The sequence below is a fragment of the Akkermansiaceae bacterium genome, assembly GCA_019634595.1.
GTDB lineage: Bacteria > Verrucomicrobiota > Verrucomicrobiia > Verrucomicrobiales > Akkermansiaceae > Luteolibacter.
Genome location: JAHCBC010000002.1, coordinates 430,615 through 445,380, shown reverse-complemented (window position 1 = coordinate 445,380; position 14,766 = coordinate 430,615). Strand labels below are relative to the sequence as shown.

17 protein-coding genes are annotated in these 14,766 nt (G+C 63.4%); 9 read left to right on the top strand and 8 right to left on the bottom strand.

The window, feature by feature from the left end; translation table 11 throughout:
* The first annotated feature begins 18 nt into the window (after positions 1-18).
* The gene (locus tag KF712_07655) at positions 19-645 is read left to right on the top strand and encodes a DUF1080 domain-containing protein (GenBank protein ID MBX3740848.1); all 627 of its coding nucleotides are present in this window, start codon (positions 19-21) and stop codon (positions 643-645) included.
* Positions 646-650: 5 nt separating this feature from the next.
* Here the strand turns inward: KF712_07655 and KF712_07650 are convergent, their stop codons facing one another.
* Both KF712_07650 and KF712_07645 read right to left on the bottom strand, forming a co-directional pair.
* Positions 651-1,013 carry an antibiotic biosynthesis monooxygenase gene (locus KF712_07650; protein ID MBX3740847.1) on the bottom strand — a complete coding sequence of 121 codons (363 nt, stop codon included), beginning with the start codon at positions 1,011-1,013 and terminating at the stop codon, positions 651-653.
* A 63-nt stretch (positions 1,014-1,076) separates the two neighbouring features.
* Positions 1,077-1,460 (bottom strand): hypothetical protein, encoded by a 384-nt coding sequence (locus KF712_07645; GenBank protein MBX3740846.1) that lies wholly within the window; start codon positions 1,458-1,460, stop codon positions 1,077-1,079.
* A gap of 147 nt (positions 1,461-1,607) precedes the next feature.
* On the opposite strand from KF712_07645, the gene KF712_07640 reads away from it, so the two are divergent.
* Positions 1,608-2,510 (top strand): endonuclease/exonuclease/phosphatase family protein, encoded by a 903-nt coding sequence (locus tag KF712_07640; protein MBX3740845.1) that lies wholly within the window; start codon positions 1,608-1,610, stop codon positions 2,508-2,510.
* 6 nt (positions 2,511-2,516) lie between these two features.
* On the opposite strand, the gene KF712_07635 is transcribed toward KF712_07640, so the two are convergent.
* Positions 2,517-2,840 carry a hypothetical protein gene (locus KF712_07635; GenBank protein MBX3740844.1) on the bottom strand — a complete coding sequence of 108 codons (324 nt, stop codon included), beginning with the start codon at positions 2,838-2,840 and terminating at the stop codon, positions 2,517-2,519.
* A 106-nt stretch (positions 2,841-2,946) separates the two neighbouring features.
* On the opposite strand from KF712_07635, the gene KF712_07630 reads away from it, so the two are divergent.
* The 4 genes from KF712_07630 (at position 2,947) to KF712_07615 (ending at position 6,112) form a co-directional block, all read left to right on the top strand.
* Positions 2,947-4,029 carry an NTP transferase domain-containing protein gene (locus tag KF712_07630; protein MBX3740843.1) on the top strand — a complete coding sequence of 361 codons (1,083 nt, stop codon included), beginning with the start codon at positions 2,947-2,949 and terminating at the stop codon, positions 4,027-4,029.
* A 3-nt stretch (positions 4,030-4,032) separates the two neighbouring features.
* Positions 4,033-4,476, top strand: coding sequence for a Holliday junction resolvase RuvX (gene ruvX / locus KF712_07625; protein ID MBX3740842.1), 444 nt, complete (start codon positions 4,033-4,035; stop codon positions 4,474-4,476).
* A gap of 23 nt (positions 4,477-4,499) precedes the next feature.
* The gene (gene truA, locus KF712_07620; GenBank protein ID MBX3740841.1) at positions 4,500-5,255 is read left to right on the top strand and encodes a tRNA pseudouridine(38-40) synthase TruA; all 756 of its coding nucleotides are present in this window, start codon (positions 4,500-4,502) and stop codon (positions 5,253-5,255) included.
* A 71-nt stretch (positions 5,256-5,326) separates the two neighbouring features.
* Positions 5,327-6,112, top strand: a complete 786-nt coding sequence (locus KF712_07615) for a helix-turn-helix transcriptional regulator (GenBank protein ID MBX3740840.1) — start codon at positions 5,327-5,329, stop codon at positions 6,110-6,112.
* 4 nt (positions 6,113-6,116) lie between these two features.
* Here KF712_07615 and KF712_07610 read toward each other — a convergent pair whose 3' ends face one another.
* On the bottom strand, positions 6,117-6,569 hold the full coding sequence (locus KF712_07610; GenBank protein ID MBX3740839.1) for a hypothetical protein: 453 nt from the start codon (positions 6,567-6,569) through the stop codon (positions 6,117-6,119).
* Positions 6,570-6,710: 141 nt separating this feature from the next.
* Here KF712_07610 and KF712_07605 point away from each other — a divergent pair, with 141 nt between their 5' ends.
* The gene (locus KF712_07605) at positions 6,711-8,810 is read left to right on the top strand and encodes a M3 family metallopeptidase (GenBank protein ID MBX3740838.1); all 2,100 of its coding nucleotides are present in this window, start codon (positions 6,711-6,713) and stop codon (positions 8,808-8,810) included.
* A 16-nt stretch (positions 8,811-8,826) separates the two neighbouring features.
* Here KF712_07605 and KF712_07600 read toward each other — a convergent pair whose 3' ends face one another.
* On the bottom strand, positions 8,827-10,215 hold the full coding sequence (locus tag KF712_07600) for a hypothetical protein (GenBank protein ID MBX3740837.1): 1,389 nt from the start codon (positions 10,213-10,215) through the stop codon (positions 8,827-8,829).
* Positions 10,216-10,227: 12 nt separating this feature from the next.
* Positions 10,228-11,322 carry an HD domain-containing protein gene (locus tag KF712_07595; GenBank protein MBX3740836.1) on the bottom strand — a complete coding sequence of 365 codons (1,095 nt, stop codon included), beginning with the start codon at positions 11,320-11,322 and terminating at the stop codon, positions 10,228-10,230.
* A 350-nt stretch (positions 11,323-11,672) separates the two neighbouring features.
* On the opposite strand from KF712_07595, the gene lepA reads away from it, so the two are divergent.
* The gene (gene lepA / locus KF712_07590; GenBank protein MBX3740835.1) at positions 11,673-13,472 is read left to right on the top strand and encodes a translation elongation factor 4; all 1,800 of its coding nucleotides are present in this window, start codon (positions 11,673-11,675) and stop codon (positions 13,470-13,472) included.
* Here lepA and KF712_07585 read toward each other — a convergent pair whose 3' ends face one another.
* Entirely contained in the window at positions 13,473-13,730 is a 258-nt protein-coding gene (locus tag KF712_07585) for a hypothetical protein (GenBank protein MBX3740834.1), read from the bottom strand.
* 33 nt (positions 13,731-13,763) lie between these two features.
* Here KF712_07585 and KF712_07580 point away from each other — a divergent pair, with 33 nt between their 5' ends.
* Positions 13,764-14,048 (top strand): hypothetical protein, encoded by a 285-nt coding sequence (locus KF712_07580; protein ID MBX3740833.1) that lies wholly within the window; start codon positions 13,764-13,766, stop codon positions 14,046-14,048.
* Here KF712_07580 and KF712_07575 read toward each other — a convergent pair.
* On the bottom strand, positions 14,029-14,688 hold the full coding sequence (locus tag KF712_07575; protein MBX3740832.1) for an intradiol ring-cleavage dioxygenase: 660 nt from the start codon (positions 14,686-14,688) through the stop codon (positions 14,029-14,031). The two genes, KF712_07580 and KF712_07575, sit on opposite strands and share 20 nt — an antisense overlap.
* Positions 14,689-14,766 lie beyond the last annotated feature (78 nt).

The following is a 14,766-nucleotide window of genomic DNA, read 5'->3' as shown; positions in this document are numbered from 1 at the left end:
TCGCCTATTCTCGCGGGAATGAAACGGAGAACTTGGATGATCCTCACCGCCGGGGCGCTTGTCGGAGCCTGTGAAAAGCGCGGCACCCCGGCCCCGCCTGAGACCCCTGCAGCCGCAGCCTGGATCCCCCTCACCGGAAAATGGACCGGCACGGAAGGCGGTGAGGTGACGGAGGAAAATGGCGTGCTCCAGCTTCCCTTCGGCGAGCAACTCACCGCCGCGAAATGGACCGGCGGTCTTCCCGCCGCGCCCTTCGAACTGGAGTACGAAGCCCGCCGCGTGAATGGCACCGACTTCTTCGGCGCGGTCACCTTTCCCGCCCGGGGCGAGGACTGCGTGACCTTCATCATCGGCGGCTGGGGCGGCGGACTGGTCGGGATTTCCTCGCTGGATGATCTGGATGCCGCCGAGAACGAAACCGGAAGCGCCATGCAGTTCGAGAACGGGAAATGGTACCGCATCCGCCTGGTCTGCACATCGGACAAGATCGAAGCATGGATCGACGGCGGGAAGGTCGTGGATGTCTCCACGGACAACCGGAAGCTCTCCCTGCGCCCCGGGCCGATCACGGCTTGCGCGCCATTCGGCTTCGGCAGTTGGCAGAGCGCCGCGGAGATCCGCGGCGCCCGCTGGAAAAACCTCTGAGCCGCTTACTTCGGCAGGCCGCCCTGATGGACGAACCACGCCGGATTCAGTCCGACGAGCGGGCCGCGCATCTTCGCCAGTTCACTCTCGGGACCATGGATCTCCAGACGGACCAGGGTGGCGATGGAGAGCGCCTTCTTCAGCAGATCATCCACGTTTTGCAGGTGGTTCAGCGCGGCGTCGCCATCGGTGTAGGCCTCGCGGCAGAACGCCTGGTCACCGTTCAAGGTGAAGTCGTAGTAGAGGCAGCCCGCTTCCGTGGATGTCCGCTCGATGAACGCGGGGAATCCGGCGGTGAATTCCTCCACCTTGCCGGGATGGATCTGGAAGTAAGGGTGCAGGGTGACGGCGGTCGATAGGGAACTCATGGTCCCTCCAACCTCAACCGCCCGGGGCCGGAGGCCAAGCGGGAAATCCGGCTCATTGCCGCCTCAGTCCGCGCGCTCTCGGACGCGCTGGACGGGATCGTCCTTCCACATGAACAGCGCCTTGATGATGTGCTGGAGGTCGCTTTTCTGGTGCATCTCACGCTGGATCTCGATGTTCGCCTTGTCGATGACATCCGGCTCATACGCACGGGCCTCCAGGGAGCCGAGCAGCGGATCGGTCCCTGCTCTCAGGGAACCCAGGAGTTGCTCCACATCCGCGTGCAGCCGCTCGACATGTTCGCAGAGCCGCAGGGCTTCCTGGGCGAGCGCGCCGTCCGGCGTGGACGAGGCAGCCGCCAGACGGCGGACGCGGGAACTGAGGTCGAGCCACTCGGGGGAAAGGTCACGGGTCACTTCGGAACTGGCTTCGTGTAGATTGACAGTCATTCTCCAGAATATCCCCCGAGCGGGCGGTTTGCAAGTTGCCGGGGAATTTTTCCGTTAGACCGGATTCCCCCTTTCCAGATCGGAGAATCGGATGACAGTGGGGCCGGGTCCGTGATGAGAAATGGTGCGATTCTTCCCTGCCTGTTGATGGCGTTGGCCTTGTGTGGATCCTGCCGCCGCCGGGAAGCGGTGCAGGCGCCGAAGGCCGTGCCGGTCCGTGAGGACGGAAAAATCGAAATCCTGGCGACCACGTTCAACATCCGGAACGAGAACGCCCGTGACCTGGATGACCGGGCATGGCCCCGGCGGGTGGCAAATGCGGTGCGCCTCATCCGGCGCATCCAGCCGGATGTGATGGGCATGCAGGAACTCACCCACGGCCAGGCGGCCGACCTTCGCGCTTCCCTCCCGGATTACGAATTTTTCGGCGTGGGCCGGGAGAACGGACGGACGCAGGGTGAATACGCCGGCATCTTCTACCTGCAGGACCGCTTTTCCAGAGACCGTGCTGAAGGCGGCACCTACTGGCTTTCCGGCACGCCGGAAAAGCCGGGTTCCGCCACCTGGGGGAACACCCTGCCGCGCATCGCCACCTGGATGCGGCTGGTGGATCTGGCGACCGGGCGTGGTTTTTATGTGGTGAACACCCATTTCGACCACCAGCACCAAGGCTCGCGGGAACAAGCGGCGGTTTTCATCGCCAGCCGGATCGACGCGCGGAAGCATCCGGAGGAACCGGTGATCCTGCTGGGTGACTTCAACGCGGTGGAAACCAACCCCGCCGTCTATTACCTCCGGGGTGTGTCCGCGAACCTCGCGGGGGGCCGGAAACAGTGGAAAAACGGAATGACCGATACGTTCCGCATGCTGCATCCGTCAGGAACCTCCCCGAAAACGCTCCACCTGTGGGGCCGGAAGGACGCCGGGTGGAAGGTCGATCACATCTTCGTTTCCAAAGGAGCACAGGTCACGGAGGCAGGCGCCGTGCTGGAACCACCTCCCTATTCCTCAGACCACTTCCCCGTCATCGCCAGGGTGGTTTTCCCGTGAGTGACCTCAGAGCAAGCCCTGCTCGCGCAGTTCCTCCTCCACCGGATCGACATCCGGAGTGCCGATGCCCGCGTCACGGATGCGCTGGATCTTGCGGCGGACGCCCAGCTTGCTGCGCGGACCGGTGACGAGGCCCTTCACGCCACCGAAAGCGAACGGGAGAAGGGCGGCGACTCCGGCTGCCGCCAGACCGATGCCCACGCCGCGGCGTGCCCCGCGGTGCATGAGGTCCCCGAGAAGGAAACCGGCGGCCGCGCCCAGCAGGGCAGGTGCGGTCAGCGCGCTGGTTTCAATCCAAACTGGGGTCGTGTCGGTGTGCTCGTCAGCCATGGGGGAGAGTTAACCCCAACCCGGCCTTCCGACAACTCCGGAAAAAGCAAATCGCCACGGATTCCCGCTTTTCCACCATCCTTTGATTCCCTAGCGTCCCGGCGACATGCCTTCGCCCCAAGATACGTACGCTCTCATTCTGGCTGGTGGTTCCGGCACCCGCTTCTGGCCTCTGAGCAGGAACAACAAGCCGAAGCAGCTCCTGGATCTTTTCAACAACGGCACCTTGCTCGCCCAGACCATCGCCCGCCTGGAGGGCCTGGTCCCCATTGAAAACATCATCATCCTCACCAACACCCAGCAGGTGGAGGGTGTGCGCGAGGCCGCCCCCCAGCTCCCTCCGGAGAACATTTTCGCGGAACCCGCGAAGCGCGACACCGCACCGGCGGTCGCGCTGGGCATCGGCCTCATCGCCGCGCGGAATCCGGAGGCCGTCATGATGGTGCTGCCCGCGGACCAGCTCATCCAGGATGTGGACGCCTACCAAGCCGTCATGCGGGATGCCCTGGCCACCGCGGAAAAGGCGGACGGCCTGGTGACCATCGGCCTGCGCCCCACCTGGGCCTGCCCGTCCTACGGTTACATCGAGCGCGGCGAACGCGCCTCCATCGTCGGCTTGGTCTGCGAGCACTCCCCCTTCGAGGTGAAACGCTTCCGCGAGAAGCCGAACCCGGAACTGGCGGAGCAATTCCTCGCCGCGGGCGGATTCTCCTGGAATGCCGGCATGTTCGTCTGGTCCCTGCCCACCGTCATCAACCAGTTGGTGAAGCACTCCCCGCAGCTCGCCGGTTTCGTTTCCGAAATCCGCCGCTCGAAGGACATCCCGGCCACCGTGGAGGCCCAGTTCCCGAAGCTGACCCCCATCTCCATCGACTACGCGCTCATGGAAAGCGCGGATCGTGTGCTGAACATCGAGGCCACCTTCGACTGGGACGACGTCGGCTCATGGATCTCCGTGGCCAACTACCTCCAGGAGTCGAAGAACAACAACCGCGTCAACCAACCGGTGTCCGAACTGGATTCCGAGAACAACATCGTCTTCAACGCGCGCAAGGGCACCCATATCGCCCTGCTCGGTGTGGACGACCTCATCGTCGTCCAGACGGATGACGCCCTCCTCATCGCCAACCGCCACCAGGCGGACGCGATCAAGAAGCTGTCCGACCTGCTGCCTCCGGAACTGCTCTGAACCATGCTGGACCCATCCGATCCGCAAAGCCCGCATCCCGCCCTCGGGATCGATCATGGCGACGCGCGGATCGGCATCGCCGCGACGGATGACTTCGGCATCCTCGCCCATCCGGTGGAAACCATCGACCGGGCGAAGACGGCCCCCATCGGGCGCATCGCCCAACTCGTGGAGATGCGGAAGATCCGCACGCTGGTCGTCGGCCTCCCGTTGCGGATGGATGGTGGTGAGGGCGCGTCCTCGATCAAGGTCCGCAAGTTCGCCAAGGAACTCCGTGAACGCCTGCCGGAAATCCCGGTGGTCTTCGTCGATGAAACACTGACGACCTCCTCCGCCTCCGCGAAGCTGCGCGAGGCAGGGAAGAAAGCGAAGAACCAGAAAGGCATCATCGACCAAGCCGCGGCGGTGGAGATCCTGAACTCATGGATGGAATACGGCGGCCTTTAACCGCCCCATTTTTCCGGAACATCATGCGCCTGAAACTCACCATCGCTTACGACGGCCGCGCCCTCAACGGCTGGCAGTCCCAGGTCTGCGGCAACACCGTGCAGGACCTCATCGAGAAGGCGATGGAGGAGGTTGCAAAGAAGCCGGTCCGGCTCCACGGCGCGGGCCGCACGGATGCCGGGGTGCATGCGCTCGGACAGACCGCGCATTTCGATGCTCCGCCGGAGCTTTCGATGAACCCTTTCAACTGGGTGCCCGCGCTCAACACGAAGCTGCCCGCCAGCGTGCGCGTCATGGAGTGCGTGGAGGTGGACGCGGACTTCCACGCCCGCTTTTCGGCGACCGGAAAGATCTACCGCTACGACATCTGCACGGATCCCGTCCTGCCGCCGCTCAAGGCCGGGACGGCATGGCACATCCCGCGGTTGTTCGATGCCGGTGTGCTCGGGGAAGCGCTGGCCCTTTTCGTCGGCAGGCATGATTTCCACGCCTTCGCCGCGTACCGTGGCAATGAGCTGCCGGACACGGACTACACCCGCACCATCCTCGCTGCGGATCTGGAAACCCTTGCCGATGGCTACCGCATCACCTGGAAAGGCGATGGCTTCCTCTACAAGATGGTCCGCCTGATGACCGGCGCCGCCCTCCACGCCGCGGGAGGCAGGATGCGGATCGATGACCTGGCGGCCATGCTCGACCAGCCTGCGGGGCTGCCGCTCGGCAAATCCCCTCTCTGCGCTCCCTCGGACGGACTCTTCCTCCAGGAAGTCCTTTACTGAGGTGATCGTGGCATTTGCAACGTGCGTTGAATCTTCTTGGATGAACCCCTGCGGGAGATGATCCTGGCAGGATGCGTGACGTCACCCCCGAGCAGTTGCTGAGTGAGGAGGATATCCGCGCGATTGTCCGTCTGCTTGGTGAGGTGATCGCGATGCGCGGGGACATCAATGCCTGCCGCAGGCGGCTGATGGAGGGTCTGTGTCCCATCGTCGGCGCGGACTCCTGGCTGTGGTGCATGGCGGACATCGAGCCGGGCAAACGGCTCGGCCACTCCGGCATCCTGCATGGCGGGTTCGATGACGAACGCTTCTCATGGTTCCTCCAGGCCATCAACCATCCGGCTCTGGGCAACGCGAACCGCCGGATCGCATCGGAACTGATCGAACGGGGGAGCCACATCACCCGCAATCTCAGCCAGATCGAGGATCCGGAATATCCGCTCTTCCAATCGGATGCCGGTCCGTTCTGGGAAAGGGCGGACATCGGCACACTCATGCTTTCCCTCCGTCCCATGGAGACCGGCGGAGCCACCGGCATCGGCCTTTACCGCCGGAGGGGACGGCCGGATTTCGATGAGCGGGAGATCCGCATTGCCCATATCCTGCTCACGGAGGTGCCATGGCTGCATTACGAGGAGTTTCCGGAAAAGAGCATCATCAGCCGGCTCTATCCCCGGCACCGGACGGTACTCAACCTACTCTGTGACGGATGGGACCGGAAGAAAGTCGCGGCGCATCTGGGGATCAGCCTCCAGACGGTGAACGGCTACGTGAAGGAAATCTTCCGCCATTTCGACGTCCACTCCCAGTCCGAGCTGATCGCCAAGCTCGGCAAGGGGGACGGCGGGGACCGCTGACGGATCAATAAACGTATTCCTGATCCCCCTTCGCCTCCGCACTGCGTTGGTCGGCGGAGGAGGAATGCGGAAGGGACGCCTCGAATGCCTCGAACGCGCGGTTGAAGGATCTTTCCGCCACTTTGTCGCGCCCGATCAATGGTGCGCCCGCAGCCCTGCCTTCACCTTCGGCGATGACCGTCCGGCCTTCGATCAGGCGGATGCTGGTGTCCGTGTTGATGGGGCCTTCGCTGATCCCGAAATCAAGCCGCATGTCCCCCGTGCCGTGGCGCACCGGCAGGTAGCCCTGCCCGCGCAGGCTGCCATCCACACTGGAAATGTAGGACCGCTCGCGGTCGGACAGCTTGGCCGGCATTCCCACCGTGATCTGGCTCCGCTCCGGAGTGAACGCCGTGCGTGTCGCGCAGGAGGATGAGAGAATCGCAACGGCGGCGAGCAGGATGACAGGGAGCTTCATGGGATGGATTGCTACGGCGGTGGCCGGATATTTTCAAGAAACGTTGTGTGCCGGCCAGCTCCGGGAAGGACCTAAAGAAAATCGACAAACGGGAATCCTCGCGGAGAATGGCGGGGAACTCCTCCCCGTCCCTTTTCACGAATCATGAATCCATTCCTCGCGCCCGATTTCCACGTCCGCTGGTCCACGCTCGTCCCGGAGGCGGTGGAGCCTGACATCCGCCTGGGGCTGGAGATCGCGAAGGCCAACATCGCGAAGGTCTGCGAGGTGCGGGCCGACGAAGCCACCTATGAGAACACCTTCCTCGCGCTGGAGGAAGCCAGCACCGCGCTCAACCATGGCTGGGGCAGGCTGAACCATCTGGACTCCGTGTCCGACTCTCCGGCCCAGCGGGAGGCGCTGAACAAGATGCTGCCGGAGGTGACGGATTTCTATTCCTCCATCGCGCTCAACGACAAGCTGTGGGCGGTGCTGAAAGAGTATGGGGAAAACGACGCCGTGAAGCGGCTCGACCCGGTGAAACAGCGCCATGTGGAGGAAACACTGGCGGATTTCCGGCAATCCGGCGCGGACCTTCCGGAAGCGGAGAAGAAGCGCATCGCGGAGATCGAGGCGGAGCTTTCCAAGCTGACCAAGGAATACTCCGAGCACGTGCTCGACTCCACCAACGCATGGGAGCTGGTGATCGATGACGAGGCGAAGCTGGACGGCCTGCCGGACTCCGCGAAGGCGGGCGCGCTGGCGAACGCCAAGGCGAAGGGCGTGGCGACCGATGACAAGCCCGCGTGGCGCTTCACGCTCCAGTTCCCCTCCATGTTCCCCGTCATGCAGCACCTGCATGACGACTCCATCCGCAGGCAGGTATGGGAGGCCTCCTCGAAGGTGGGTGGCTACGGCGAGTACGACAACACCTCGCTGGTCTGGAAGATCCTGCAACTGCGGCAGGAAAAGGCGGCCATCCTCGGCCAGAAACATTTCGCGGACCTCACGTTGCTGCGCCGCATGGCCCGCACCGGCGAGTCCGCCCTCGGCTTCATCGAGAACCTCCACGAACGGGTGAAGCCCGCGTTCCTCGCGGAATACCGCCAGCTCGCCGCGTTCAAGGCCGGGAAGACCGGTGAGCCGGAAGGCCCGCTGGAACCATGGCAGGTGGCGTACTGGGCGGAGCGCCAGCGGAAGGAGAACTACGACCTGGATGACGAGGCGCTGCGTCCCTATTTCCCCGTGGACGGCGTGATGACGGGCATGTTCGAGATCGCCACCAAGCTGTTCGGCATCACCATCAAAAAGCTGGAGTCCGTGTACTATGAACCTGGTACCGCGCCGGAGGAGAAGGGTGATGCTGTGGAGGTCTGGCACCCGGAGGTGGCCTTCTATGAGATCCATGACGCGGAAACGGGCGCGCACCTCGGCTCGTTCTACGCGGACTGGCACCCGCGCGAGTCGAAGCGTGGCGGAGCATGGATGAACTCCCTGCACACCGGCGGCGAAGGCGAGCCGCACCTCGGCCTCATCATCGGCAACATGAGCCCGCCCGTGGACGGGAATCCGGCCCTGCTGACCCACAATGAGGTGGAGACCATTTTCCATGAATTCGGCCATCTGTTGCACGGCCTGCTGAGTGACGTGCCGGTGAAATCGCTCGCCGGAACGAACGTCGCATGGGATTTCGTCGAGCTGCCGTCGCAGATCATGGAGAACTTCTGCTGGGACCGGGAGTCGCTGGACCTCTTCGCCCGCCACCACGAAACCGGCGCGCCGATCCCGAAGGAACTCTTCGACAAGATGATCGCGGCGAAGAACTACATGAGCGGCTCCGGCTTCATGCGCCAGCTCGGCTTCGCCAAGGCGGACCTGGAACTGCACATCCACCTCGACCGCTATGCGGGCAAGGATCTGGACGAAGTGGACCGGGAGATCCTCGCGGACTACCGCGCCCCGCTGAAGACGGACGCGCCGTCGATGATGCGGCGTTTCGGCCACCTCTTCAGCAGCCCCACCGGCTATGCCGCGGGCTACTATTCCTACAAGTGGGCGGAGGTGCTGGATGCGGACGCCTTCACCCGCTTCCAGAAGGAAGGCATCCTCAACCGGGAAACCGGCCGCGCCTTCCGCGAGCACGTCCTGAGCAAGGGGAACTCCCTCGCCCCGGATGAACTCTACCGCCGCTTCATGGGCCGGGATCCGGAACTGGAGCCGCTGCTCGTCCGCGCCGGCCTCGCGGAGCCGGTGCTGGCGTGACACCGTCTTTCCCTCATCAGGTGGCCAGGGCCTTCGCCCTGGCCCGGAAGAATGTCTGCATGGCCACGATGAACGCTTCCGGACTCCTGGGCATGTCCGCCCGGAGGACCGTCAGGTGGCCATCGTCGTCCCAATAGCAGGCGAGGATCGGCGGCCCGCCATCAGCGACACCTTCTTTCGCGATGGCGGCGGCAAGCGTCGGGGCCTCGCGCAGATCCGCCGATTTCGGCGCGACGATGAACAGCGTTTTCTCCCGCCATGGCGGCTTGAGGAAATGGTAGATCTCCCACTCCACCCCCGGCGTGCTGTCCGCGACCAGCAGCACATGGTCCGCCCGGTTCGCGATCTCCGCCACCTTGTCCTTCCAGGTATCATGGGTGCAATAAACCCGCGCCGCGCCGAACGGCAGGTTTTTTTCCCCGGGGTTCCCCAGCGCCAGCGCCGGACCGTAGCGGCTGAATCCCTCGATGAGGAAATGGTCGAGCCGCCGCCCGCGGATGCCCGGGGAAAAGACCGCCCGCCAGAACCGGGGCAGGAACCCGCGCTCCGGCAACCGCACCTGGTCATCCTGGAAGGAACGCAGGAACAGGATCGGCGGTCGTCCGTCGCGCTCCACCTGGTCGGCATAGGACGCCCGCGAAAACCACCGGGCGGCACTCCGGAGCAGGCTCTGGACCGCCCCGGTGACGAAGGCCAGCACCACCAGCGCGGCCACCTGCGCCGTCACCTCCCCGAGGCCATGGGTCTGGAGAAAGACAGGGAACAGGCAGATCACCAGAAAGCCCAAGATCGCGAGCAGCATCGTGCCGGTCCAGAGCGCCAGCGACGCCGTATAGGTCAGGATGTCAGCCCCTACCATCCGCCAGAAAGACCGCTTCAAGCCCGGCCAGACGACGAAAACCTCCCTCAGAAAGCCGGAAAACGACCGGATCGGCGGACTTGGCCGCGCGATCTCCCTCCCCGCCCGACCGAGGCGCACCGTCTGCAGTCCCGCCCACAGGAACGGCAGCGCCAGAACGGTGATCCCGCCGAAAACGATCGCGTAACTCTGCGCGTCCTTCGTCTGCCATACATAGGGGACGACCGTCCACAATGCCGGCCCGGCAACGATGGCGAGAAACAACACCGCCAATCCCGGCCTCATCGTCAGGGCGGAAAAAGTCAGCCCCAGATAGGAAACGAGGTAGAGGAACACCGTCCCGGCCAGCCAGCCCCAGAATTTGCCCCCACCGGGCAGATCCGGAAAGAAATGCTGGATGAACATCCATGCCACCAGCGGGCTGCCGAAAAAACAGACCACCCGCGCAAGCTCACGGATGAATGACACCGCCCGGTAGGCACGGGCCGGTGCCGTCAGTTCGATTTCGCGGAACGCCGTATTTTCCCCGGTGGTCATCTCTTTCATTTCCCGTTCCCGCTAGACGGCCTCCACCTCATCCGGCGCGTTCTCTTCCCGTGCTTCTCCGGCGGCGGAATCGGGACCGGCTTCCGTTTCCGCTGGCACGAACACCTCCAGCGGTTCGATGAGATTCGCGGGCAGGGGGAACATGCGGTCGTAGATGCCGGGGGCGATCTCGTTCGAGGTGGTATAGGCCTCGCGGATCATCTCCATCTTCGCGTCCAGGTTGTCGATGTAATGGAGGGCATGCGCCTCCGGGGTGCGCGGCAGGACCGGCGAGCCGAACTCAAGCTGCCCGTGGTGGCTGCCGATGAGGTGCAGCAGGTGCAGGCGGACGCTTTCCGTTTTCGGCACCAGCGCTTCCCAGCCCGATGCTTCCTCCGATGCACAGATGTCGTGCCACAGCTTGTTCACCAGTTCGATCCCCAGCGGGATATGGCCGAGCATTTCCCCATAGACGCTGATCTGCTGGGCAAAGCCGGACTTCGGGTAGGTGTTCTCCCACAGCTTGCCGCTGTCGTGGAACAGCACTCCCGTCAGCAACAGGTCACGGTTCAACTCCGGATAGACGGGGCAGAGCGCGTCCGCGGAAGCCATCATCTGGGAAACGTGCTCGACCAGACCGCCGCGCCGGGCGTGGTGGTTTTTCTTCGCCGCCCCGGTTCTCCGGAACCGGTCCCCCATCGTGTCGAGGAAATGGAAGCACAGGGTCCGCAGACGGGGGTCGAGGATGGAGTCACACAGTGCGGTGATCCGCCCGTAGTCCGCCTCCTGTTTCGCCCGCAGGGTGGGATCGCCGGAAAGGAAATCCGCGATGGCGTCCCCATCCGGGCGGAACCACTCCAGCCCGTTCGCGTTGACACCGTATTGGTTCTGCGTCCAGGCGGCTTCCAGCCGGAGGATGGCGCCTTCCTCCAGCGCGGAGGCGGAATCGAACGCTACGGAGTCCGACCACAGCTTGAGGGTGAAATTTCCCGTGGAATCCGCGAAGACCGCTTCCAGGTAGGGCTTCCCTCCCTTGGTCATCTTCGTGGCCCGGGACTGGAGCTGGGCATGGATGGCGGCGGAAACGGGGATCTCGCCCGCCAGATCCTTGATGGCGGCAATGGTCATGGGACTCACACCCCGGAGCATGCCAGCACCCATCTCCCTGTCACGAAGGATCTGCCCCCCACGCTGGAGGACCCGGAGCGGGAGCTGCGCGGGATGCGTATTTCAACCGCAGATAAACGCAGGTGAATGTTTGGAATGAAAAAATCCCGGTCCATCTCGCTCAATCGGGCCGGTAATCTTGGAGAGCCGGACATCTTAATCTTGATCCGTGTTCATCTGCGTTCATCTGCGGTTCAATCAGTCGCAGAATGGGGTTCCCGGCTCCCCCGCCCACCCCTGCGCCCTTTATTTTTCGTGCCAAGTGCGGTAATCCGTGCTTTCCATCCCCGCGCCGATCCCGTTTTCCGCCCATGTCCACCGAGCTGACACGAAATTTCTCCATCATCGCCCACATCGACCACGGGAAGACCACGCTCTCCGACCGCCTGATGGGTGCGACAAACACCGTGGCCGAGCGGGATGAAAAGGCCCAGCTCCTGGACGCCATGGATCTGGAGCGGGAAAAGGGCATCACCATCAAGTCCCACCCCGTCGCCATGGAGTACAAGGCGAAGGATGGTAAGACCTACAAGCTCAACCTGCTGGACACGCCCGGCCACGTCGATTTCTCCTACGAAGTCGCCCGCTCGCTGGCTGCCTGCGAAGGCGCGATACTGATGGTGGACGCCGCCCAGGGCGTTGAGGCACAGACGGTTGCCAACCTCCATCTGGCGCACGAGCAGAATCTCGTCATCATCCCGGTCCTCAACAAGATCGATCTTCCCGCGGCGGACGTCGCGAAGTGCCGCAGGCAGCTCGAGGACATCCTCGCCATTCCCGGAGAGGACGCCATCCCGGCCTCCGCGAAGGCCGGCATCGGCATTGAGGATATCCTGGAAGCGGTTGTCCAACGGGTGCCAGCCCCGGTGGAGAACGAGGACAAGCTCCTCCGCTGCTCCGTTTTCGATTCGATCTATGACACCTACCGCGGCGTCGTTTCCTATGTCCGGGTCTTTTCCGGCACGGTGAAGAAAGGACAGCGGGTGCGCCTGATGGCCACGGACAAGACCTACGAGGTCAAGGAAGTGGGGGTTTTCACCCCGAAAATGACCGCCCGCACCGTGCTGCAAGCAGGGGATGTGGGCTACGTCATCGCCAACATGAAATCCGCCGATGAGGCGAAGATCGGCGACACCATCACCGACAACACCCACCCGGCTCCGGAGCCGCTGCCGGGTTACAAGGAGATCCAGCCGATGGTCTTCTCCGGCATCTATCCCGTCGAATCCTCCGACTACGAGGCGCTGAAGGCCGCGATGGCGAAGCTCCAGATCAACGACGCCGCCTTCACCTTCTCCTCGGAAAGTTCCACCGCGCTCGGCTTCGGTTTCCGCTGCGGCTTCCTCGGCCTGCTGCACATGGAGATCATCCAGGAGCGTCTGCGCCGGGAGTTCAACATGAACGTCATCTCCACCTACCCGTCCGTGATCTATCAGGTCACGCTCACGGACGGCACGGAGGTGATCGTGGACAACCCCACCCTTTTCCCGGAAACACAGACCATCCAGGAAATCCGCGAGCCGGTCGTGAACGTGTACCTCATGGTGCCCGGCGAGTACATCGGCGACATGATGCAGCTCGTCATGGAAAAGCGCGGTGATGTCACCAACACGGAAACCATCGACGACATGCGCGTCATGCTTTCCTGCGTGCTGCCGCTGGGCGAGATCCTCGTCGATTTCAACGACCGCATGAAGTCCATGACCCGCGGCTACGGCTCCATGGATTATGAGCACGCCGGCTACCGCGCCGCGAAGATGGTCAAGATGGACATGCTCATCGCCGGGGATCCGGTGGAGGCGTTCTCCACCATCGTCCACCGCGACAAGGCGGAGTCCTATGGCCGCCTGCTGGCCGGAAAGCTGAAGGATGTCATTCCCCCGCACCTTTTCGTCGTCGCCATCCAGGCTGCGGTCGGCGGCAAGATCGTCGCCCGTGAGTCCATCTCCGCCATGCGGAAAAACGTGACCGCCAAGTGCTACGGCGGTGACATTTCCCGGAAGCGCAAGCTGCTGGAAAAGCAGAAGGAAGGTAAGAAGAAGATGAAGATGTTCGGCAAGGTGAACATCCCCCAGGACGCCTTCATCCGCGTGCTCAAGAGCGGGGATTGATCACGGGCACCCGGCGCGGGACGTTCCGTGGAACCGCTGCATGAACCGGTCCCTTCTCTCTTCTTCGGTTCCCTGGGAGCCGATCCCGCTCCAGACCATTTCCCGCGCGGTGGCCATCATGTCGAAGCCCATCAGCAGCCGCTCCTCCGGCGTCCTGCGCATCATCGCGGCGAAGATCATGGCATTGATCTCCGGAGCGGTGTCTTTCACGGCAAAACCCGTGTCAGCGTATCTGTCAGGTTCAATGCGGCTGACCATGTCCTCAGATAATCGGTATCGCAACCGGTCGCAATGAGGTTTTCCACATCCGCGAGCTGCCGATCCGATCCGGATTCCCGCGCCCAGTGCAGCGGAGACATAGTAGTCCTGCCCCAGCACTTCCTCGACCCGGACCACGTCGTCCGATCCGAACTCCAGTACCAGCTCGATGTCGCTCTGCCATTCCTGTTCAACGGCTGCGATGGGAACGCAAGGCAGACAGTGATTTCCTGCCAGGATCCGCCCCTCACGCCCATCGCCAATGCCGCCGAGGCACAGGAGTGTGCCTCCTCCTTACTCACCCATCCTGCGGCGTGAAGCCCATCACGATGTCGAAGGTCACGGCCAGTTCACCCGCCTTGCTGCCGGGGATGGGCTTGAACTCGCGGATGACGGACTCGCGCTGGGCGGCGTCCTTGATGTTGCGGATCACGAAGTCCTTTTCGTTCGCCGGGTCACCCTTCACGTAGAGCTGGGTGGTCCATTTCTCGCGGCCCTTCATCTTCACGGCGAAGTGGATGTGGGGCACGCGGCCGGGATATTTCACCGGCTTGATGGTGCGGAAATAATACTCGCCCGCGGAGCCGGTGAGGAACCGGCCGAAGCCCTGGAAGTTTCCGTCCCGCTTTTCCGCGCCATCGCTCCCCTTGTGGAGATAGACCCCGTTCTGGTCGGCCTGCCAGATCTCCACCAGCGCGTTGCGGATGGGAGCGCCTTTCTCGTCCAGCACGCGCCCGCTGAGATGGGTGATCTCCCCGAGCGACGGGTTGGTGGAATCATTGATGATGATGAGGTCGTTGTCCGTATCCAGCGGCAGATCCGTGGGATAGAACGGCCCCTCCGTCTGGCGTGGCGTGAGCGTGAGCGCCTCGGCGAAGGCTCCGGGGATCCAAAGTCCCGCGGCACCCACCACGAAGTTCCGCATGAAGGTCCGGCGTCCGGGAAAGGGGGTGTGCATATCGGCATTCAACACTGATCCCGCGCGAAAGTCCTCCGGAAATTTATTCCATCGGGATGCAAAAAAAGGGAGTCCGGC